The organism is Pseudomonas sp. Z3-8, assembly GCF_051131975.1.
GTDB lineage: Bacteria > Pseudomonadota > Gammaproteobacteria > Pseudomonadales > Pseudomonadaceae > Aquipseudomonas.
Genome location: NZ_CP071643.1, coordinates 4547556 through 4567374, shown reverse-complemented (window position 1 = coordinate 4567374; position 19819 = coordinate 4547556). Strand labels below are relative to the sequence as shown.

The 19819-nt window shown below is 60.1% G+C and carries 20 protein-coding genes, 1 tRNA gene and 1 pseudogene; 15 read left to right on the top strand and 7 right to left on the bottom strand.

Annotated features, from left to right (window positions below; genetic code table 11):
* Positions 1-23: 23 nt before the first annotated feature.
* Entirely contained in the window at positions 24-965 is a 942-nt protein-coding gene (locus tag J3P94_RS20895) for a YgfZ/GcvT domain-containing protein (protein WP_434569493.1), read from the bottom strand.
* Between the two features lie 149 nt (positions 966-1114).
* Here J3P94_RS20895 and J3P94_RS20890 point away from each other — a divergent pair, with 149 nt between their 5' ends.
* Both J3P94_RS20890 and J3P94_RS20885 read left to right on the top strand, forming a co-directional pair.
* The gene (locus tag J3P94_RS20890) at positions 1115-1369 is read left to right on the top strand and encodes a succinate dehydrogenase assembly factor 2 (RefSeq protein ID WP_039593311.1); all 255 of its coding nucleotides are present in this window, start codon (positions 1115-1117) and stop codon (positions 1367-1369) included.
* Positions 1353-1805 (top strand): protein YgfX, encoded by a 453-nt coding sequence (locus J3P94_RS20885; RefSeq protein WP_434569492.1) that lies wholly within the window; start codon positions 1353-1355, stop codon positions 1803-1805. Before J3P94_RS20890 ends, J3P94_RS20885 begins: the two co-directional genes overlap by 17 nt.
* On the opposite strand, the gene nadB is transcribed toward J3P94_RS20885, so the two are convergent.
* The gene (gene nadB, locus J3P94_RS20880; protein WP_434569491.1) at positions 1774-3390 is read right to left on the bottom strand and encodes an L-aspartate oxidase; all 1617 of its coding nucleotides are present in this window, start codon (positions 3388-3390) and stop codon (positions 1774-1776) included. The two genes, J3P94_RS20885 and nadB, sit on opposite strands and share 32 nt — an antisense overlap.
* A 559-nt stretch (positions 3391-3949) precedes the next feature.
* On the opposite strand from nadB, the gene rpoE reads away from it, so the two are divergent.
* From rpoE to J3P94_RS20860, 4 genes are all read left to right on the top strand, one after another.
* A complete protein-coding gene (gene rpoE / locus J3P94_RS20875) occupies positions 3950-4531 on the top strand; it encodes an RNA polymerase sigma factor RpoE (RefSeq protein ID WP_003172477.1) in 582 nt (193 codons plus the stop codon).
* A gap of 30 nt (positions 4532-4561) precedes the next feature.
* Positions 4562-5149: a sigma-E factor negative regulatory protein gene (locus tag J3P94_RS20870; RefSeq protein WP_305496216.1), complete on the top strand. Its 588-nt coding sequence runs from the start codon at positions 4562-4564 to the stop codon at positions 5147-5149.
* Positions 5150-5157: 8 nt separating this feature from the next.
* Positions 5158-6105, top strand: a complete 948-nt coding sequence (locus J3P94_RS20865; RefSeq protein WP_434569490.1) for a MucB/RseB C-terminal domain-containing protein — start codon at positions 5158-5160, stop codon at positions 6103-6105.
* Positions 6106-6332: 227 nt separating this feature from the next.
* Positions 6333-7760: a DegQ family serine endoprotease gene (locus tag J3P94_RS20860; protein WP_434569489.1), complete on the top strand. Its 1428-nt coding sequence runs from the start codon at positions 6333-6335 to the stop codon at positions 7758-7760.
* 64 nt (positions 7761-7824) lie between these two features.
* Here J3P94_RS20860 and J3P94_RS20855 read toward each other — a convergent pair whose 3' ends face one another.
* A complete protein-coding gene (locus J3P94_RS20855; RefSeq protein WP_434569488.1) occupies positions 7825-9258 on the bottom strand; it encodes a M48 family metalloprotease in 1434 nt (477 codons plus the stop codon).
* Positions 9259-9356: 98 nt separating this feature from the next.
* On the opposite strand from J3P94_RS20855, the gene J3P94_RS20850 reads away from it, so the two are divergent.
* On the top strand, positions 9357-9596 hold the full coding sequence (locus J3P94_RS20850) for a sulfurtransferase TusA family protein (protein ID WP_025212368.1): 240 nt from the start codon (positions 9357-9359) through the stop codon (positions 9594-9596).
* Positions 9597-9625: 29 nt separating this feature from the next.
* Positions 9626-10696: an AI-2E family transporter gene (locus tag J3P94_RS20845; protein ID WP_305496211.1), complete on the top strand. Its 1071-nt coding sequence runs from the start codon at positions 9626-9628 to the stop codon at positions 10694-10696.
* 137 nt (positions 10697-10833) lie between these two features.
* Here the strand turns inward: J3P94_RS20845 and J3P94_RS20840 are convergent, their stop codons facing one another.
* Together J3P94_RS20840 and J3P94_RS20835 are read right to left on the bottom strand one after the other, a co-directional pair.
* The gene (locus tag J3P94_RS20840) at positions 10834-11307 is read right to left on the bottom strand and encodes a peroxiredoxin (protein ID WP_434569487.1); all 474 of its coding nucleotides are present in this window, start codon (positions 11305-11307) and stop codon (positions 10834-10836) included.
* Positions 11308-11317: 10 nt separating this feature from the next.
* The gene (locus tag J3P94_RS20835) at positions 11318-11878 is read right to left on the bottom strand and encodes a glycine cleavage system protein R (RefSeq protein ID WP_003184325.1); all 561 of its coding nucleotides are present in this window, start codon (positions 11876-11878) and stop codon (positions 11318-11320) included.
* 316 nt (positions 11879-12194) lie between these two features.
* Between J3P94_RS20835 and dapA the strand changes: the two genes are divergently transcribed.
* From dapA to J3P94_RS20810, 5 genes are all read left to right on the top strand, one after another.
* Positions 12195-13073: a 4-hydroxy-tetrahydrodipicolinate synthase gene (gene dapA, locus J3P94_RS20830; protein ID WP_434569486.1), complete on the top strand. Its 879-nt coding sequence runs from the start codon at positions 12195-12197 to the stop codon at positions 13071-13073.
* A gap of 17 nt (positions 13074-13090) precedes the next feature.
* Positions 13091-14206 (top strand): outer membrane protein assembly factor BamC, encoded by a 1116-nt coding sequence (bamC, locus tag J3P94_RS20825; RefSeq protein ID WP_434569485.1) that lies wholly within the window; start codon positions 13091-13093, stop codon positions 14204-14206.
* A 4-nt stretch (positions 14207-14210) separates the two neighbouring features.
* A complete protein-coding gene (locus tag J3P94_RS20820; protein WP_305496207.1) occupies positions 14211-14969 on the top strand; it encodes an MBL fold metallo-hydrolase in 759 nt (252 codons plus the stop codon).
* Positions 14970-14997: 28 nt separating this feature from the next.
* Positions 14998-15711, top strand: coding sequence for a phosphoribosylaminoimidazolesuccinocarboxamide synthase (gene purC, locus J3P94_RS20815; RefSeq protein WP_434569484.1), 714 nt, complete (start codon positions 14998-15000; stop codon positions 15709-15711).
* A gap of 83 nt (positions 15712-15794) precedes the next feature.
* Positions 15795-15884 (top strand) — tRNA-Ser (locus J3P94_RS20810).
* Positions 15885-16504: 620 nt separating this feature from the next.
* Here J3P94_RS20810 and J3P94_RS20805 read toward each other — a convergent pair.
* Positions 16505-16648 (bottom strand): annotated as a pseudogene (locus J3P94_RS20805) (short-chain dehydrogenase); the annotation flags it as partial.
* 337 nt (positions 16649-16985) lie between these two features.
* On the opposite strand from J3P94_RS20805, the gene J3P94_RS20800 reads away from it, so the two are divergent.
* Positions 16986-18620 (top strand): methyl-accepting chemotaxis protein, encoded by a 1635-nt coding sequence (locus J3P94_RS20800; RefSeq protein WP_434569483.1) that lies wholly within the window; start codon positions 16986-16988, stop codon positions 18618-18620.
* Between the two features lie 13 nt (positions 18621-18633).
* Positions 18634-19380 (top strand): phytanoyl-CoA dioxygenase family protein, encoded by a 747-nt coding sequence (locus J3P94_RS20795; RefSeq protein WP_434569482.1) that lies wholly within the window; start codon positions 18634-18636, stop codon positions 19378-19380.
* A gap of 11 nt (positions 19381-19391) precedes the next feature.
* Here the strand turns inward: J3P94_RS20795 and J3P94_RS20790 are convergent, their stop codons facing one another.
* The gene (locus J3P94_RS20790; protein WP_434569481.1) at positions 19392-19760 is read right to left on the bottom strand and encodes a cupin domain-containing protein; all 369 of its coding nucleotides are present in this window, start codon (positions 19758-19760) and stop codon (positions 19392-19394) included.
* Positions 19761-19819: the final 59 nt, after the last annotated feature.

Here is a 19819-nt window from a genome sequence, read left to right as displayed (position 1 = left end):
GGTGTTGCGACAAAATGTTGCGATCAACGCTGGATTTCGCGGTCGCGGTCCAGTTCGTAAGGCAAGTCCAGCAATTGTAGCGCGGGTCCTTCCAAAGCCCCGAGGTGCAAATTGCCATCTTCCGCCGCTTCGGCCTGCAACACCGCCAGCAGTTCAATGTTTTGTTCGGCGCGGGCAGCAATGACCACTTCGCCGATGGAACTGCCGTGAGTGGGGGAGAACAGCGGAGTGCCCGGCTCTGGCAGCTCGCCTGCCCCCAGCTGCAGGCGATACAGCCGGCGCTTGAGCTTGCCGAGGTACTGCATGCGCGCGACGATTTCCTGGCCGGTGTAGCAGCCTTTCTTGAAACTCACGCCGCCTACGGCCTGCAGGTTGAGCATCTGCGGAATGAACAGCTCGCGAGTAGCCGGCATGACCTGGCCAATGCCCGCGCGAACCTGGCCCAGCAGCCAGCGGTTGAGATCGCCTTCGGCCAGTTTCGCGCCCAGGCGAGTGCGCAGCGTATCGGCCTGTTCAGCGCGAGCCCAGAGTTCGGCGCGGCCTGGAGAGACGCGAATGGCGATCAAGGATTCATGGCGAACCACGCTGTCAGTATCGACCGGCAGTTCCAGGCCCAGGTCGGTGAGCGTGGCATCGGCGCCTTCCAGTCCGAAACGAACCCATGCGGCGCTCTCGTCGGTGAGCTTGGATTTGGAGAACACTGCGTATTTTTTCAGGTCCGCCAGTTGCGGTTCGAGCAATTCGCTGGCCATTGCCAGGAGCACGCCGTCGCCTTCAAGCAGGATCCTGAAGCTCGATTGCATCCGGCCCTTCTGGGTGCAACGGGCGCCGAGGCTGGCCCGGCTGTCGCTCAGGTAGTTGAGGTTGCAGGTCAATTGGCCTTGCAGGAATTTGCTTGCGTCCACGCCGCGGACCGCGAGAACGCCTTCGTGGGACAGGGTGCAGAAAAAAGCGGAATCAGCCATGGGTCATCGCAGGGTAAAAAGTCTGGCAGACATCATAAGGGGACGCCCTTGAAATGGGTAGTTCACAAAGGATCGGAGGCGCCCGACCAAAGCCGTCTGTTCCGCTACGGCCGGGTCTGTATACTTGCGCTCTATTTGAGGAGTGCTCCATGGTCGAAGATGTTGAACTGAATCGCCTCTACTGGCACAGCCGCCGCGGCATGCTTGAGCTTGACGTGCTGCTGGTGCCGTTCGTGAAGGAGGTCTACCCACACCTTGATGAAGTCGACCGTGCGTGTTACGTCCGTTTGCTCGAATGCGAGGATCAGGACATGTTCGGCTGGTTCATGGAACGCAGTGAATCCGAGGATCCGGAACTGCAGCGCATGGTCCGGATGATCCTGGACCGTGTCCAGCCCAAGTAGCCGCTTCGAGTGCCGCTGGCGCGCCTCCCGGCAGCTGCTGGCGGCCTATCTACTGGCCCAGGTGTTTGCCTTGGGCTCGTTGTTCCTGTGCTCGATTCCTCCCTGGCTCGCAGTCGTTGCTTCCATGTTGTGCCTGGGCCACGGCGCCTGGGTGCTACCGCGATATTTGTTGCTGAGCCATCGCCAGGCTTTTCGTGGTTTGCGTCGCGATGCCGACGGCTGGCAGCTCTGGAGCGAGGGCGGCGGCTGGCAGGCGGTGCAGTTGCGGCCGGACAGCCTGGCATTGCCGATGATTGTGGTGCTGCGCTTTCGCTTGCGGGGCGAGTGGTGGGTCCGCTCGTTGTGCGTGCCCCGCGACGCGCTGGCGCCGGATGTCCATCGGCGCCTGCGGGTCCGGCTCAGGTTCAGCCGGCGTAGGTGGGCGGCACCAGGATAGTGTCCAATGCCTCGGGCAGCAGGTCCGGGTAGTCGAGGGTGTAGTGCAGTCCTCGGCTTTCCTTGCGCTCCATGGCTGAGCGAATCATCAGTTCCGCCACCTGCGCCAGGTTGCGCAACTCGATCAGGTCGCGGCTGACTTTATAGTTGCTGTAGAACTCATCGATCTCATCGAGCAGCAAACGCACCCGATGCTGGGCCCGTTGCAGGCGCTTGTTGGTGCGTACGATGCCGACGTAGTCCCACATGAAGCGCCGCAGTTCGTCCCAGTTGTGGGCGATGATCACGTCTTCGTCCGAGTCGGTCACCTGGCTGGCATCCCAGGTGGGCAGGGTGGTCGGGATGGCAACCTGCGGCAACTGATCGAGGATGTCCGCCGCCGCCGAGCGGGCATAGACGAAACATTCCAGCAGCGAATTGCTGGCCATGCGATTGGCACCGTGCAATCCGGTGAAGCTGGTTTCGCCAATCGCATACAGGCCGGGTACATCGGTGCGGCCGTGCCGGTCGACCATCACCCCGCCGCAGGTGTAATGCGCCGCTGGCACCACCGGGATCGGCTGCTTGGTGATGTCGATGGAAAATTCCAGGCAGCGTTCATACACCGTGGGGAAATGACTTTTGATGAAGGCTTCGGGTTTGTGGCTGATGTCCAGGTACACGCAGTCGATGCCCAGGCGCTTCATTTCATGGTCGATGGCCCGCGCAACGATGTCCCGTGGGGCCAGTTCGGCGCGAGAATCGAAGCGCTGCATGAAGCGTTCGCCGTTGGGGAGCTTGAGGTGAGCGCCTTCGCCGCGCAGTGCCTCGGTCACCAGGAAGCTCTTGGCCAAGGGGTGATACAGGCAAGTGGGGTGGAACTGGTTGAATTCCAGGTTCGCCACTCGGCAGCCTGAACGCCAGGCCATGGCAATGCCGTCACCGCAGGCACCGTCGGGGTTGCTGGTATAGAGATAGACCTTGGCCGCGCCGCCGGAGGCGAGGATCACGAAGCGCGCCCCGTAGGTGTCGACTTCGCCGGTGCCCCGGTTGAGCACATAGGCCCCCAGGCAGCGGTCACCTTCCAGGCCGAGGCGTTTCTCGGTGATCAGGTCGATCGCGACTCGCTGTTCCAGCAATTCGATGTTCGACCGTTGCCGGGCTTGGGCCAGCAGGGTCTTGAAAATTGCCGCGCCGGTCGCATCGGCTGCATGGATGATCCGCCGGTGGCTGTGGCCACCTTCGCGTGTCAGATGAAATTCAAAGCCGCCATCTTCAGTGCCCGATTGCTCGTCACGGGTGAAAGGCACGCCCTGGTCGATCAGCCATTGGATGGCTTCCCTGCTGTGCTCGACGGTAAAACGCACGGCTTCGCGATTGCACAACCCGCCGCCGGCGTTAAGCGTGTCGTCGACATGGGATTGGATAGTGTCCGCGTCATCCAGCACGGCGGCGACGCCGCCCTGGGCCCAGAACGTCGAGCCGTTGGCCAGGTCGCCTTTGCTCAGCACTGCTATGCGCAGGTTCGCGGGCAATGTCAGCGCAAGGCTCAATCCGGCGGCGCCGCTGCCGATTACCAGAACATCATGTTGAAACTGTTGGCTCATTCGAATGGTTTCCGCTCAAAGCGACCCGGGTCGGGGTGGGTGCCAGGCATCCGGTTCAATGGGGGCAGGCGACCGTGCAGCCCACTAGTATATAGAGGGGGGGATCGGCACAATAGCCGGGCGTTCATGGCAATATGGAACCAGTGCGACAGGGAAGCGACGCGCTTCGTCGGATCAAGGTTTTGCTGAAACGGCGACAACGCAGCCTTTTCGAGGACAGAACGCTGTTTATCTCGTCACGGTTGCTAAATTTTCGTTTCGAAGAGCTACAAATGGTGGGAACTTTTGCCAAGCGCCTAGGTTCAATAGACGGTTGTCTGCAAAAGGGAACAGCGTCGGGTTGGTGCAGGACTTCGATTCGAGTCCCATCCGACAGGCCCGACGACAGATTATTCGCGCGGCCGGGCAATCCCGTGCTGCGTTTTTCGTGCGTGCCGGATCAGAGCACGCCGGAAACTTGCTTGGAAGGGGGAGAACTTTTGCGAAAAGCCCGAGTCTATGGTTGCAAGCTTGGACGATTAGTAATGCAAGCCTCCTTCGAGCTTATCGAGGAGTGTTCATGCTAACCCAGGAAGAGGATCAGCAGCTGGTCGAGCGCGTTCAACGCGGCGACAAGCGAGCTTTCGATCTGCTAGTGCTGAAATACCAGCACAAAATTCTCGGGTTGATCGTGCGTTTTGTGCACGACACCCATGAAGCCCAGGATGTTGCCCAGGAAGCTTTCATCAAGGCGTACAGGGCACTTGGTAATTTTCGCGGGGATAGCGCGTTTTATACGTGGCTTTACCGCATCGCCATCAACACGGCGAAAAACTATCTGGTTTCACGCGGCCGCCGGCCGCCGGATAGCGATGTTAGCTCCGAGGATGCAGAGTTCTATGACGGCGATCACGGCCTCAAGGATCTCGAATCACCGGAACGTGCATTGCTGCGGGATGAGATCGAAGGCACTGTCCATCGAACCATTCAGCAACTGCCTGAAGATTTGCGTACGGCGTTAACTTTACGTGAATTCGACGGTCTGAGTTACGAGGACATTGCCAGTGTCATGCAATGTCCGGTGGGTACCGTGCGCTCCCGGATCTTCCGCGCTCGGGAGGCCATCGATAAAGCCCTGCAACCATTGTTGCAGGAAAACTGAGACAGCGGCGACAGCCAAGAGAGGAACGCCATGAGTCGTGAAGCCCTGCAGGAATCGCTGTCCGCAGTGATGGATAACGAAGCGGACGAATTGGAATTGCGTCGGGTATTGAATGCCTTTGACGATGTTGAAACCCGTGAGACCTGGGCTCGCTACCAGATTGCCCGGGCGGTGATGCACAAGGACTTGTTGCTTCCACGCCTGGATATCGCTGCGGCCGTTTCTGCTGCTCTGGCTGACGAAGCCGTGCCGGCAAAAGCCTCCCGCGGTCCATGGCGCAGCCTGGGTCGCCTGGCAGTTGCTGCCTCGGTTACCGTAGCTGTACTGGCAGGTGTGCGTCTGTACAACCAGGATGAGATTGCCGGCGTGCAAATGGCGCAGCAGTCCAATCAGCCTGGCCTGGCAGCACCACAGGTCAAGGGCCCGGCGGTACTGGCTGGCTACAGCGAAGGTTCGGAAGCTGCCGGTCCGATGGCCAACGGCGTCCTGCAAGGCCAGCCAGGCTGGCATGATCAGCGTTTGCCTAACTACCTGCGTCAGCATGCTCAGCAGGCTGCGCTGAAAGGTACTGAAAGCGCGCTGCCATACGCTCGTGCGGCCAGTCTGGAAAACCGTTAAGGAGGACCATGCGCGCCATACCTCTTTTCTCGCTTCTGGTAGGTGGCTGGTGCGTTGTTCCAGCCTATGCCGGTGAAGCTCAGGACTGGCTCAATCGTCTGAGTCAAGCCGAGCAGCAGCAAAGCTTCCAAGGCACTTTCGTTTACGAGCGTAACGGTAGTTTTTCTACCCATAACATCTGGCATCGCGTCCAGGATGGCAAAGTCCGCGAGCGGCTGCTCCAGCTCGATGGTTCGGCACAGGAGGTCATGCGCATTGATGGAAAAACTCAATGCGTCAGCGGCACCTTGATCGCCGGGCTGGGCAATACGCCAGATGGCACCGCACGTGCGCTCGATCCGCAGAAACTCAAGAATTGGTATGACCTTGCCGTTATTGGCAAGTCGCGCGTGGCTGGGCGTCAGGCTGTCATTGTCGCCCTGACTCCCAAGGATCAGCATCGCTATGGCTTTGAGCTGCATCTCGACAGAGAGACCGGCTTGCCGCTCAAGTCCCTGTTGCTCAGTGACAAAGGCCAGTTGCTCGAACGTTTCCAATTCACTCGCTTGAACATCGGTGAGCCTTCAGACGCTGATCTGCAGGCCAGTGTCGAATGCAAGGCTGTTGCGCAGGGGCCCGGTAAGGCCGCCACGGTGAAAACCGCCTGGCATTCCGACTGGCTTCCGCCCGGCTTTGAATTGACCAGTAGCGCTGCGCACAAGGACCCGGACACCAAGATCCAGGTCAGTAGCTTGATGTATGACGATGGCCTGGCCCGTTTCTCGGTGTTCCTGGAGCCGCTGAACGGTGCAACTGCCACCGACACCCGCACGCAGCTTGGCCCGACCGCAGCGGTATCGCGTCGGCTTACTACACCCCAGGGCGAGATGATGGTGACGGTGGTTGGCGAAATACCTATCGGTACGGCGGAACGGATCGCGTTGTCCATGCGTTCCGACGTCGCGGCAGCCCAATAACACGCTGCCCGGGTGGCTCGATTGCGCAAGAGGCCGGCAAGCGTGCTTGAGCAAAATGCTGAAACTTCCTGTCAGCATTTTCATTTGCAAAATAACCAGTTTTTTTCTATTAGGTCAGAGCCGCTCGGCTCTGGCCTTGTCTGTTTGCGGAACAAAAATACTGGCGTATCGTTCCCAGGTATTTCTGCTCCATATCGCTTAACCATGCTCGTCGTAACGGGAGCCGTATGTCGATACCACGCTTGAAAACCTATCTCTCCATTTTTGCCACCGTGCTGGTGCTCGGTCAGGCCGTTCCCGCTGTGGCGGTCGAGTTGCCGGACTTCACTCAACTGGTCGAACAGGCTTCGCCTGCCGTCGTGAACATCAGTACCACGCAGAAGCTGCCGGAGCGTCGGGTGATGGACCCGCAGATGCCGGACCTGGAAGGCCTGCCGCCTATGCTGCGCGAGTTCTTCGAGCGCGGGATGCCCCAGCCGCGTTCGCCTGGCGGTGGTCGTCAGCGTGAAGCGCAGTCCCTGGGCTCGGGCTTCATTATCTCGCCAGACGGCTACATCCTGACCAACAACCATGTGATTGCCGACGCCGATGAGATCCTCGTGCGCCTGGCAGACCGCAGTGAACTGAAGGCCAAGCTGATTGGTACCGATCCGCGTTCGGACGTGGCCTTGCTGAAAATCGAAGGCAAGGACCTGCCGGTGCTCAAGCTCGGCAAATCGCAGAACCTGAAAGCCGGCCAATGGGTGGTGGCAATCGGTTCGCCGTTCGGCTTCGACCATACCGTGACCCAGGGCATCGTCAGCGCCATTGGGCGTAGCCTGCCAAACGAAAACTACGTGCCATTCATCCAGACCGACGTGCCGATCAACCCGGGCAACTCCGGTGGGCCGCTGTTCAACCTCGACGGCGAAGTGGTGGGTATCAACTCTCAGATCTACACCCGTTCGGGCGGTTTCATGGGGGTGTCCTTCGCTATTCCGATCGACGTGGCCCTGGATGTATCCAACCAACTTAAAAGCGAGGGCAAGGTCAGCCGTGGCTGGCTGGGCGTGGTCATCCAGGAAGTGAACAAGGACCTGGCCGAGTCGTTTGGCCTGGAAAAACCTGCCGGCGCGCTGGTGGCGCAGATCCAGGAAGGTGGTCCGGCCGCCAAGGGCGGCTTGCAAGTGGGCGATGTGATTCTCAGCCTCAATGGGCAGCCGATTGTCATGTCCGCCGACTTGCCGCATCTGGTGGGCGCCCTCAAGGCCGGGGCCAAGGCCAATCTGGAAGTGATTCGCGAAGGCAAGCGCAAGAATGTCGAGTTGACTGTCGGCGCGATCCCGGAAGAAGGCAAGGAACTGGATTCGCTGCCCAAGTCCGGCGTCGAGCGCAGCAGCAATCGCCTGGGTGTCGCGGTGGCCGAGCTGACCGATGAGCAGAAGCGAACCCTGGAATTGCAGGGTGGTGTGGTGATCAAGGAGGTACAGGACGGTCCCGCTGCGTTGATCGGCCTGCAACCTGGCGACATCATTACCCACCTGAACAACCAGGCCATCGGCTCGGCCAAGGAGTTCACCGACATCGCCAAGGCGTTGCCGAAAAATCGTTCGGTGTCGATGCGCGTCCTGCGCCAGGGGCGTGCAAGCTTCATTACCTTCAAGCTGGCTGAATAAACCGGTATTCAGCTGAAAAAAACCGCCTCGATATCGAGGCGGTTTTTTTATGCCTGGTCAATGCTCAGCCCATCATGTCCTTGACCATGCGCTCCTGCTCCATGAGTTCACGCTGGCGGGCGTCGATGCGCGAGGACAAAGGGAAATTGCTCCCGGCGCGTCGTTTGGCAAAGTCCAGTTGCTGGATCGCCTGGCGATAGTCGCCAACCAACGCGAAGTATTCGGCGCGTGCCTGGTGCAAGCCAATGATATTGCCTGACAGGCCACGCGTTTCGGCCACCATGTACCAGATGTCCGGGTCGTCCGGGCGGCTCTTGAGCAGGGTTTCCAGGGCCTTTTCCGCATCGGCGGGGCGATTCTGCTTGAGCAACAGATCGACGCGCACCTGATTGAGCGGGTAGTTGCCCGGATATTGGCTCAGCAGTCGATCCACGCGAGATTGAGCGTCCGCCAGCTTGTTACTGGTGATGTCCAGGTCCACCTGGGCGAGGTTGTAGATGATCTCGTTGGGCGCTTTGGCCAGCAATGGCTTGAGGTTCTCCCTGGCTTCATTCAGTTGGCCGCCCTTGATCTGGGCGATCGCCAGTCCGTAACGGGCCACGTCACTCTTCGGGTTCTCGTCCAGCTGTGCGCGGAAGCGCTTGGCCCCCAGGCCAGGGGTTTCCTCATAGGTCAACTGGACCCGCGCGCGGATCAGTTGGTAACGCATGCTGTCCTCGATTCCGCCCGGCTTGGCCTGTTCGGCGCGGTTGCGGGTGTCGGCGATGCGCGATTCGGTGACCGGGTGAGTCAGCAGGAACTCCGGGGGCTTGGCGTCAAACCGGTACTGGCGCATCAGACGCTCGAACATGGTCGGCATCGACCGTGGATCGTAACCGGCCTTCTCCAGATTCTGGATGCCGATGCGGTCGGCTTCCTGTTCGTTTTGCCGCGAAAAACGCCGTTGCTCCTGGATGGCGGCCGCCTGGGTCCCGGCAATGGCGGCGATCCCGGCGTCACCGCCACCGGCGGCGGCAATCACGATGCCGGCCAGCAGCGCCGCCATCATCGGCACCTGCATGCGCTGTTGGGCTTCGACGCCGCGGGCAAAATGGCGTTGCGACAAGTGCGCCAGTTCGTGGGCCATGACCGAAGCATATTCGCCTTCGGTCTGGGCGTTGAGGAACAGGCCGCCGTTGACCCCGACGATCCCGCCGGGTGCGGCGAAAGCGTTGAGCTGGGGGCTGTTGATCAGGATGAATTCCAGGCGTCGGTCGTTGACCTGGCTGGTCTCCACCAGCTTGTACACGCTGGTTTCGACATAGTCCTTGAGCTGCGGATCGTTGAGTTGCGAGACCTGGCTGCGCAACAAGGCCAGCCAGGCGCGGCCCAGCTGATGCTCCTGTTCCGGCGAGACGATGGCAGAACTGGCATCGCCAAGTGACGGCAGGTCGTCGGCGAAGCCCGGTGAGGCGAGCAGGCAAGCGAGCGTCAGCAGGGTGGGGCGCAGAAATGTCATGCACGAAGCCTTAGTCGACAAAGACCTTACTGTAGCCGGACAGCGGGTCCGGGACCAGATATTCTAGGCCGCTCGACGACCTGTTGCGGAGTGAAACAATGACCGATGCTGTAGCCCACGATGCCGAGCTGGACGCCAGTGGCCTGAACTGTCCGCTGCCGTTGCTCAAGGCCAAGCTGGAACTCAATCGCCTGGCCAGTGGCGCCGTGCTCAAAGTGACGGCCACGGATGCGGGCTCCCAGCGCGACTTTCGCACCTTTGCCCGCTTGGCCGGTCATACGCTGCTGCGCGAAGAAGACGATAACGGCGTCTACCGTTACTGGCTGAAAAAAGCCTGAAAACCGACAGCGTCTCCTAAGGATTTTTAATGTTCAAAGTGTTACGCGACTGGATTCAGCGCTACTTCTCCGATGAGGAAGCGGTGGTCCTGGCAGTGCTGCTGTTCCTGGCGTTTACGGCGGTCCTGACGCTGGGCGGGATGCTCGCGCCGGTGTTGGCGGGAATGGTGCTGGCGTACCTGATGCAGGGGTTGGTCACAGCCTTGGAACGCCTGCGTTTGCCTGGCTCCGTGGCAGTAGGGCTGGTGTTTGCGTTGTTCATGGGGCTGCTTGTGGTGTTCCTCGTGGTCATCGTGCCGTTGCTCTGGCACCAGTTGGTGACTCTGTTCAACGAGCTGCCGGGAATGCTCGCCAAATGGCAATCGCTGTTGTTGCTGCTGCCGGAACGCTACCCGCACCTGGTCTCGGACGAGCAAGTGCTGCAGACCATCGAAGTGGTGCGTGGCGAGATCGGCAAGTTCGGCCAGTGGGCGCTGACGTTTTCGCTGTCCAGCCTGCCGTTGCTGGTGAACATCATGATCTATCTGGTGCTGGTGCCGATCCTGGTGTTTTTCTTTCTCAAGGATCGGGAAATGATCGGGCGCTGGGTCCGAGGCTACCTGCCGCGCGAGCGGGCATTGATTACCCGTGTGGCCCAGGAGATGAACCGGCAGATCGCCAACTACATCCGTGGGAAAGTCATCGAGATTTTCATCTGTGGCGGCGTGACCTACATCGGCTTTGTGGCCCTGGGTCTCAACTATGCCGCGTTGCTCGCGTTGCTGGTGGGCATTTCGGTGGTGGTGCCTTACGTCGGCACTGTGGTCGTGACCGTGCCGGTGGCGCTGATCGCGCTGTTCCAGTGGGGTTGGAGCGACCAGTTCATCTATCTGATGGCGGTGTACGGGATCATCCAGACGCTGGACGGCAATGTGCTGGTGCCGCTGCTGTTCTCCGAGGCAGTGAACCTGCATCCAGTGGCGATTATCTGCGCGGTATTGTTGTTTGGCGGGCTGTGGGGCTTCTGGGGGGTGTTCTTTGCGATTCCCCTGGCGACGTTGTTCAAGGCGGTGCTGGATGCGTGGCCGAGCAAGGAGCCGGTTGTGGCGCCGTTGTTGTAGAAGTCAATCTGACTGGTCGGGAGGCTGATGGCCCCTTCGCGAGCAGGCTCGCTCCCACAGGGGATTGATTAACGCCACAAATCCAGTGTGGGAGCGAGCCTGCTCGCGAATGAGGCCAGTGCAGACAACAAAGAACTTCAGGCTTGGTTGAGCGCCTGAGCCGCCGCCAGCACCGCATCCACATGCCCCGGCACTTTCACGCCACGCCACTCCTGGCGCAGCACGCCATCCTTGTCGATCAGGAAGGTGCTGCGATCAACGCCCAGGTATTCCTTGCCATAAAGCTTCTTCAGCTTGATCACGTCGAACAGTTGGCAGACCGTTTCGTCCTTGTCGCTGATCAGCTCGAAGGGGAACTCCTGCTTGCACTTGAAGTTCTCGTGGGACTTGAGGCTGTCCCGCGACACACCGAATATTTCGGTGTTGGCGCCCTGGAACTGCGCGTATTGGTCGCGAAAACCCTGGCCTTCGGTGGTGCAGCCGGGGGTGCTGTCTTTCGGATAGAAATAAATGACCACCTGTTTGCCTTTCAGGGCGGCGAGGCTGATGGTCTGTCCGCTGGTGGCGGGCGCCTGGAAATCGGTAACCGGCTGGTCGATGGCAACGGCCATGAACGCTTCCTTACATTGGGTTTTGTGGGCGCCACGGTTCGATCAGTGCGTCCAGGTTCATCGCGTCGGCGAAATCCAGGAACTGATCGCGCAGCCAGCTGATCTGGGTGCCGGCCGGCAATGTCACGGTGAACGTGGCGTTGAGCATGGTGCCGCCAGTCTGCGGGGCCTGATAGGTATCGCAGGTCAGGTTTTCCAGCTCGACGTGATGGTCCATGAAGAACTGGCACAGTTCGTTGATGATGTCCGGGCGGTAGGCCGAACTCACATAAGCAACATAGGGCAAGGCCTGGGGACGATTTTCCAGGGCGGCGCTGCGCACTACGTTGACGGTGAAGGCGTGCTTCTTGGCCAGCACCGGCAGGCTGCCCTCCAGGCGCGCCAGGGCGTCCCAGCTGCCGGAAATCTCCAGCACGAGGGCGCTGCATTCGCCGTGACGGGTCAGGCGTGAGGTCACGACGGCGCAGCGATTTTCATGGCTGGCGCGGCACAGGACGTTAGTCAGCTCCATGGGGTTTGCGCCAAGGGCACTGATAACAAGGAATTGTTCGCGGACTGTGGGGGTGGACATGCAGCATTCCTAAAGCGATGAGCGGTCGGTACCTTTGTGCCGCGCGGCACGGTAGCAGCCCTGCGAAAGCGAACGGTTCAAGCCCTCTGCCCGGGTTTCTGCTGCATTGCGGGATCAGCCAATGCTTCAGGACAAACGCAGGATCGGGGCTTGTAGCGACGAAAACGGAGGCTGGGAACCGGCGTGTGAGCTTATCGGTACCGATCAAAGCCTGAAGGGTAGCGAAAACCATCGCCAAGGGGAATGGGAGTTCGCTTGTACAAGCATCTTGGCGCCAGTACCATTACCGCTCTCTTTTTCCGGCAGGAGCGGTTTCATGATTGCGGGCAGTATGGTGGCACTGGTCACACCCATGGATGCACAAGGGCGTCTTGACTGGGCCAGCCTCAGCAAACTCGTGGACTTCCACCTTGAAAACGGCACCCACGCCATCGTTGCCGTCGGTACCACCGGCGAGTCGGCCACCCTTGACGTCAACGAGCACATCGAAGTAATCCGCGCCGTGGTCAAGCAGGTCAATGGCCGCATTCCGGTAATCGCCGGCACCGGCGCCAATTCGACCCGCGAAGCCGTCGAGCTGACCCGCAACGCCAAGGAAGCCGGGGCCGATGCCTGCCTGCTGGTCGTTCCGTACTACAACAGGCCGACCCAGGAAGGCCTGTACCAGCACTTCAAGCACATTGCCGAAGCCGTCGACATCCCGCAGATCCTCTATAACGTTCCCGGCCGCACCTCCTGCGACATGCAGGCCGAGACCGTGATCCGCCTGTCCACCGTGCCGAACATCATCGGCATCAAGGAAGCCACTGGCGACCTGACGCGTGCCAAGGCCATCCTCGATGGCGTGAGCGAGGACTTCATCGTCATGTCCGGCGATGATCCGACCGCTGTCGAGCTGATCCTGATGGGCGGCAAGGGCAATATTTCCGTCACCGCCAACGTCGCGCCACGCGCCATGGCCGACCTGTGCGAGGCCGCGCTCAAGGGCGACGCCGAGACCGCACGGGCAATCAACGAAAAACTGATGCCGCTGCACAAGGACCTGTTCATCGAAGCCAACCCGATCCCGGTGAAGTTCGCCCTGGTCGAAATGGGCCTGATGCACGAAGGCATCCGCCTGCCGCTCACCTGGTTGAGCATTACCTGTCACGAACAGCTGCGGCAGGCCATGCGCCAGTCCGGCGTCCTGGTTTAATTGAGGAACTACACCGCATGAAGCGAATGGCCGGCCTTTCCGCACTTGCCTTGATTATCTCCAGCACCAGTGGCTGTGGATGGATCTGGGGCCCGGATGGTTATTTCCGCGACCGTGGTAGCGATTACCTCGAAGCGCAACAGACTGCACCGATGCAACTGCCACCTGATGTCAGCGTTGCCAAGCGCCTGGATCCGCTGCTGCCGATCCCGCGCAACGTCGCCGACGACAGCGTCAAGGGCGAATACGTTGTACCGCGGCCACAGCCGCTGTCGGCCGTGGCCGATGCCAGCGACTACACCCTGCAGAAGAGCGGTGATTCGAGCTGGGTCATGGGCCAGCATCCACCGGCCGAAGTCTGGCCCGTGGCTATCCAGTTCTTCCAGGACAACGGTTTCCGCCTGGACGAACAGCGCCCGCAGACCGGCGAATTCACCACCACCTGGCAGCGCTCCGATGAACTGTCCGCGGCCATGGCCAAGCGCCTGAGCGCCGCCGGTGTCGCAGCCGACAGCGAAACCCGCGTGCGCGTGCGCATCGAGCCGGGCGTGCAGCGCAACACCAGTGAGATCTACGTGGTCAGCGCCGAGCGTCCCGCCGGCAGCACTGCCGACGTGGCTTTCACCAATCGCTCGGTCAATGGCAGTCTCGACGCCGCGCTGGTCGACGACATGCTCGCCAGCATGAGCCGTAACGCCGAGCAGGGCGGTTCGGTCTCGATGCTCGCGACCCGTGACTACGACACGCCGAGCCGGGTCAGCCTGAGCGAAGACGGCAGCGGCAACCCGGTGCTCAACGTCGGCTCCGACCTCGACCGCGCCTGGTCGAGCGTTGGCCGCGCGCTGGAGCAGGGCGAATGGCGGGTTGAAGACATCAACCGCAGCCTGGGTCTCTACTACATCAACCTCGCTGAAAAAGCCGAGAAGAAAGACGAGAAGCCTGGCTTCTTCAGTAGCTTTTTCGGCAGTGCGCCGGACAAGGAAGAAATCGAAGCCCGCGCCGAGCGTTACCAGGTTCGCCTGAGCAAGGTCGGCGACAACGTCCAGGTCACCGTCGAGAAAAACATCAATACCGTGGCGCCAGCCGATGTGGCTCGCAAGGTATTGGGTGTGATTCAGGACAACCTGGGCTGATCCGATGCGTTTTGCCGTTCTCGGCAGCGGTAGCCAGGGGAACGGCACGCTGATAGCCAGTGCTGGCACCTACGTGCTGGTCGATTGCGGTTTCTCCCTGCGGGAAACCGAGAAGCGTCTGTTGCGCCTGGGTGTGCACCCGGCGCAACTGAGCGCGATACTCGTGACCCACGAACATGCCGACCACGTGCATGGCGTGGGTTTGCTGTCTCGGCGCTACAATCTGCCGGTCTACCTCAGCCGTGGGACGTTCGGTGGCCTGCGCAAGCCCATCGAGCCGGCTGGCTTCGTAGCCGGTGGCGAGCAGTTGCGTATCGGTGCCCTGGACATCAGCGTGGTCAGCGTGGCGCACGACGCCCGCGAGCCGACGCAGTATGTGTTCAGTGATGGCGAGCGGCGCTTCGGATTGCTCACCGACCTGGGCTCGTACTGCGACAGGGTGATGGACAGTTATCGGGACCTCGACGCACTGATGATCGAGTCCAACCACTGCCGCGACATGTTGGCGCGAGGGTACTATCCCTACTTCCTGAAGCAACGGGTAGGCGGGGAACACGGACATCTGAATAACCACCAGGCGGCATTCCTGGTGGCCGAATTGGGCTGGCAAGGCCTGCAACACCTGGTCCTGGCCCATCTGAGCAGCAAGAACAACCTGCCGCAGCTGGCCCGGCAATGTTTCGTCGACACCCTCGGGTGCGACCCGGACTGGCTGCAACTGGCCGATCAAGATTCAGGGCTCGACTGGCGACATATCGCCTAGCCCATCTACTTAGCAAGCGGAGCCCATCATGGAAAAACGTGAAGAACTCTACCGCGGCAAAGCCAAGTCGGTTTACAAGACCGATGACGCTGACCGCTTGATCCTGCTGTTTCGCAACGACACCTCGGCGTTCGACGGCAAGCGCATCGAACAGCTGGATCGCAAGGGCATGGTGAACAACAAGTTCAACGCCTTCATCATGCAAAAGCTCGAAGCCGCCGGCGTGCCGACCCAGTTCGACAAGCTGCTGGGCGACAACGAATGCCTGGTCAAGAAGCTGGACATGGTCCCGGTCGAATGCGTCGTGCGTAACTATGCCGCCGGCAGCCTGGTCAAGCGCCTGGGCGTGGAAGAGGGCATGAAGCTCAACCCTTACACGTTCGAGCTGTTCCTGAAGGACGACGCCAAGGGCGACCCGTTCATCAACGAATCCCACGTCGTGGCATTCGGTTGGGGCACCGCCGAGCAACTGGCGCGCATGAAGGAACTGTCGCTCAAGGTCAACGAAGTGCTGACCAAACTGTTCGACGACGCCGGCCTGCTGCTGGTCGACTTCAAACTCGAATTCGGCGTGTTCAGCGACGGCTCCATCGTCCTGGGTGACGAGTTCAGCCCGGACGGCTGCCGCCTCTGGGACAAGGACACCAAGAAGAAGATGGACAAGGACCGCTTCCGCCAAGGCCTCGGTGACGTGATCGAAGCCTACGAAGAAGTCGCCCAACGCCTGGGTGTTCCGCTGTAATCGACGCAAGCATCTGATAGCACGGAAAAAATTTCGCTCGGGGGTTCGCTTCCGGCAAATGTGCTGGTATGATGCGCGCCACTGGAGAGATGCCGGAGTGGCCGAACGGGACGGATTCGAAATCCGTTGTACTGGCGACAGTACCTAGGGTTCAAATCCCTATCTCTCCGCCATATTAAAAAGCCCCGAACGCTTAAGCGTATCGGGGCTTTTTTGTGTTTGGGGATTTTTAGGCGAATGATCCGGATTCTTTAACCGTATCGAGCTTTTTATCTCCGCCAAGGATGGCCGGAATCTCGCCGCACATTGTGTGGTTATAAAAGTGTGAGGCAATGTTTTTTTCAGTTCTTTGTTTCTACAAAAAGTGCGGCATTTGAACGGCTGGCATCAGGCCTACTTTGTAGTAGTAAGCTTGCCAGTGATTATAAATTTACCGAATACTTTCTGACCATCACGTGCAGCTTGTCGAACGTCGAGAAATGTCAGCTCTTCGTGAGTGGCTTTTCTGCTCATTTTTTCGACTTTTTTTATGGTAGCCATCGGAGCCTCCAGGTATGCGTATTCATGCTGATCAGCTTGTGTGATTAGTTAGGTCAATCGACGAACCCGTGGCGAGGGAGCTTGCTCCCGCTGGGCCGCGAAGCGGCCCCCAAACCCGCCAAATACGTAGTATCAGACACACCGCATCCGCCGGTTTACGACTGCTTCGCAGCCGAGCGGGAGCAAGCTCCCTCGCCACGGGTACATCATTCTTTCTTAGATGATCCACATCACCCGTGAGAGGCCCTTTGAACTAGGCTGGCTCTGCATCCAAGCGTCGCGCTATGACATCGAGTACGTCACAACCATCCCTCAAGAAGATGCAACACAGTTGTGCAAAGTCCTGAAGCACTACTGAGTCACTCGGAATATCCCCTCGCATGGCGAGGCATTTCAAACTCCGTTTGATTGAAGGCCTTCTTACCATTTGTAGTCGAGTCGCCAAACCCAAGCCGCTCTTACGAGCGGCGCTTGGACTATAGGGCCTTTCTGTAATGATCATCAATCAGACGATGCGTAGGACGCTTCCCTGAATTGTGTGAGCGGAAAATGTCAGAAAATTCCCCGACGGTACTGCGTCAAATCCATGCTTTTTATCAAGCTCAACTTCCCTCCGCATCCTCCATAACCACAGCCCTTCACACCAAAACCTTTGTGACAATCAGACTAATGGGCTATAGCTCAAGACATGGCTGCCGATAGGCAGGTATTCCCCCGTGTAAGGAGTGACCCCCATGCCGCGATTTTTTGCCGACCTTGGCTTTCGCTGGAAAATCACTCTGCCGATTGCGTTCCTGGCGGTGCTGCTGGTGCTGATGGGGTGGACGGGCATGCGCGGCATCGGTCAGGTGACCGAGTCCAGTACGCAGTTGACCAAGCGCTATCTGCCGGCCATCAGCCTGTTGCTCAATGCCGACCGCGATCTTTATCAGGCCTTTGTGGCCGAGCGCAGTCTGCTTGATGGTCATGCGGATGAGCATATCCAAGCGCTGAGCGCCAGTCATGGCGAGAATGCCAAGCAGGCCTATGACCGTGTGCAGAAATATGCCGCGATGCAGCCCGGCGCAGAGGCTCAGGCCTTGGTCAGCCAGTTCAATGACAGTTTCGGGAAATGGATGCAGGTTTCGCGGCGGGTCGTCGAGCAGGCGGTAGGCGATCCTCAGGGCGCCAGCGCGCTGAGCTTTGGTGACAGCGAGCGCCTGTTCGAAATCATGCGCGATTCAATCGACAAGCTGGGGGAGCTGGAAGATGCGGCGTCCCATCGCGAGGGCGACGAGGCGATCGCCAACGGCGAGACAGTCGGGTTACACCAAGGCGTGATCCTGCTGGTCGGTCTGCTCGGTTGCATTCTGGTGCTTGTTGTCCTGCCGCTTGTGGTGCTTACCCCTATGCGTCGCTTGTTGCACCGCGTCGAGCAGATTGCCGAGGGCGGCGGTGATTTGAAAGGGCGTCTGGAAGTGCGTTCGGCCGATGAGTTGGGCCAGCTCGGCAGCGCCTTCAACCGCTTTCTCGATAAGCTGCAACCATTGATCGCTGAGGTTGGGCGGGTGACCGGGGAAGTCGACTCCGCCGCGCGCGCCATGGCCACCATGGCTGCGACGAACGACCGATTGATCAGCAGCGAGCATGCAGCGCTCGACCAGGTCAGCACCGCCGCCACTCAGATGAGCGCAGCGGTGCATGAAGTTGCGCATAACGCAGCGAGCGCTTCGGACGCGGCGCAGCAGGCGACGAGCCAGTCCCGCGAAGGAGCCCAAGTGGTCAGCAGTACCGTCGAGTCGATTCGTCAGTTGGCCCAGGAGGTGGAAAGCGCTTCCGGCACCATCGAGGCGCTGGCCCAGGAAACGTCCAGCATTGGTGCCGTGCTCGAAGTGATCCGTGGCATCGCCGAGCAGACCAACCTGCTTGCGTTGAATGCGGCCATCGAAGCCGCGCGGGCCGGTGAGCAGGGCCGTGGTTTTGCCGTGGTCGCCGACGAGGTGAGGGCGTTGGCGGCGCGGACCCAGGATTCGACCAAGGACATCCAGGTTCGCATCGAGCGTTTGCAGAGCGGCGTTGCCAAGGCCGTGCAAGCCATGCAGGTCGGCAGCAACAAGGCACGGGACAGCGTTGAACGCGCTGCGGGCGTCGATCAGGTGCTCAGTGGTACCGGCGGTTCAATACAACGGATTAACGACATGGCCGCGCAGATCGCCAGCGCATGTGAAGAGCAGAGCAGCGTTACCGAGGAAATAGCCCGCAATATTTCCGACATCCGCGACCTGTCCAACGAAGCCGCAGCCAATTCTGCCCAGAGTATGCAGGCCAGCCAGCAGCTGTCGAACCTGTCGAGGAACCTGGCAGAGCTGACCGGTCGTTTCCGGACCTGAGCAGGTTGCGACCGTGTCCACCGCTGAGCTTTTGCAAGCATTGCATCAGGACGGTTTTGTCCTGATGCCCGGTGTGTTGAGCGCCACGCAAATCACCGAAATACGCCAGGCCATCGACCAACTGAAACCCCACCACTGGGACTACAGTGGCGTCATCGATCATTACAAATGCGTCTTCAATCGAGACCCGTTCTGGCTGCCGTATCTGGAGGTGAGCGGGGTGATCGACCTGGCCGAGGCGGCGTTGGGCGAGGATTGCCACATCATTGGGCAGACCGCCTGGCGCTGCCATCCCGGTTTTGTCGGCGCTGGGCTACACCTGGATTACTTGCCGATGCAGCTGCCCCCCAGCCTGTTGGCCGAGCCTTCTTTTGAACTGCCGATGCAGGTTTTCACCGCACAGTTCTACCTTGATGACATCGACGCCGACTTGAGCCCGACGCGGGTCATTCCCGGCAGCCACAAGGCGGGGCGGGCGCCCATGGCCGGCGAAACCCAGTGGCAGGGCCGTTCGGCAAAGCCGGTGCTGTGCCAGGCGGGTGATGTGCTGATATTGCGCAGCGAGTTGTGGCACGCCGGCAGTGACAACCGGACCGCCGACCGCACCCGCTACATGCTCCAGGTGCACTATGGCCGGCGGATGGTCGCGCAGAAGTTTTCACCTTACCTGCACTGGCGGTTCAATCCCGCGGTGCTGGCCGCCGCGACACCTCGCCAACGGCGGCTGCTGGGCGACCATCAGGAGGCGGAATACGATTGAGCCTGGCTCGGTCAGATCCAGATATCATTGATCGCGGTTCGCGCATTCACTTGTTCGCCGGTATTGATGACTCCCCGCGGTTCGATCAGCAACAGCTTCACTTCCTGCGCCGCACTGGGCTTGTGCTCGACCCCTTTCTTGACGACGTACATCTCGCCCGGACCGATCAGCACCGCACCATCGCGAAAGTCGATACGAAGTTCGCCGTCCAGCACGATGAAGGTTTCATCCGTGTCGGCGTGGGTGTGCCAGATGAAATCGCCTTCCAGGCGGACGATCTTGAACTGGTAGTCATTCATTTCAGCCACGACTTTCGGTGCCCACTGATCGTGGAACAGCGTGTACTTCCGCGCGAAGTTGATTGGGGAATATCGAGTCATCCTGGCGTGCTCCTCTGTGGTTGATGAGCCGCACCTTAGCGCTGGGGATAGCTTGGGTA

Excerpts from the sequence above, each read along its gene's own strand:
- J3P94_RS20895 (WP_434569493.1), bottom strand. The coding sequence starts at position 965 with ATGGCTGATTCCGCTTTTTTCTGCACCCTGTCCCACGAAGGCGTTCTC.
- J3P94_RS20890 (WP_039593311.1), top strand. The coding sequence starts at position 1,115 with ATGGTCGAAGATGTTGAACTGAATCGCCTCTACTGGCACAGCCGCCGC.
- nadB (WP_434569491.1), bottom strand. The coding sequence starts at position 3,390 with ATGAGCCAACAGTTTCAACATGATGTTCTGGTAATCGGCAGCGGCGCC.
- rpoE (WP_003172477.1), top strand. The coding sequence starts at position 3,950 with ATGCTAACCCAGGAAGAGGATCAGCAGCTGGTCGAGCGCGTTCAACGC.
- J3P94_RS20870 (WP_305496216.1), top strand. The coding sequence starts at position 4,562 with ATGAGTCGTGAAGCCCTGCAGGAATCGCTGTCCGCAGTGATGGATAAC.
- J3P94_RS20865 (WP_434569490.1), top strand. The coding sequence starts at position 5,158 with ATGCGCGCCATACCTCTTTTCTCGCTTCTGGTAGGTGGCTGGTGCGTT.
- J3P94_RS20860 (WP_434569489.1), top strand. The coding sequence starts at position 6,333 with ATGTCGATACCACGCTTGAAAACCTATCTCTCCATTTTTGCCACCGTG.
- J3P94_RS20855 (WP_434569488.1), bottom strand. The coding sequence starts at position 9,258 with ATGACATTTCTGCGCCCCACCCTGCTGACGCTCGCTTGCCTGCTCGCC.
- J3P94_RS20850 (WP_025212368.1), top strand. The coding sequence starts at position 9,357 with ATGACCGATGCTGTAGCCCACGATGCCGAGCTGGACGCCAGTGGCCTG.
- J3P94_RS20845 (WP_305496211.1), top strand. The coding sequence starts at position 9,626 with ATGTTCAAAGTGTTACGCGACTGGATTCAGCGCTACTTCTCCGATGAG.
- J3P94_RS20840 (WP_434569487.1), bottom strand. The coding sequence starts at position 11,307 with ATGGCCGTTGCCATCGACCAGCCGGTTACCGATTTCCAGGCGCCCGCC.
- J3P94_RS20835 (WP_003184325.1), bottom strand. The coding sequence starts at position 11,878 with ATGTCCACCCCCACAGTCCGCGAACAATTCCTTGTTATCAGTGCCCTT.
- dapA (WP_434569486.1), top strand. The coding sequence starts at position 12,195 with ATGATTGCGGGCAGTATGGTGGCACTGGTCACACCCATGGATGCACAA.
- bamC (WP_434569485.1), top strand. The coding sequence starts at position 13,091 with ATGAAGCGAATGGCCGGCCTTTCCGCACTTGCCTTGATTATCTCCAGC.
- J3P94_RS20820 (WP_305496207.1), top strand. The coding sequence starts at position 14,211 with ATGCGTTTTGCCGTTCTCGGCAGCGGTAGCCAGGGGAACGGCACGCTG.
- purC (WP_434569484.1), top strand. The coding sequence starts at position 14,998 with ATGGAAAAACGTGAAGAACTCTACCGCGGCAAAGCCAAGTCGGTTTAC.
- J3P94_RS20800 (WP_434569483.1), top strand. The coding sequence starts at position 16,986 with ATGCCGCGATTTTTTGCCGACCTTGGCTTTCGCTGGAAAATCACTCTG.
- J3P94_RS20790 (WP_434569481.1), bottom strand. The coding sequence starts at position 19,760 with ATGACTCGATATTCCCCAATCAACTTCGCGCGGAAGTACACGCTGTTC.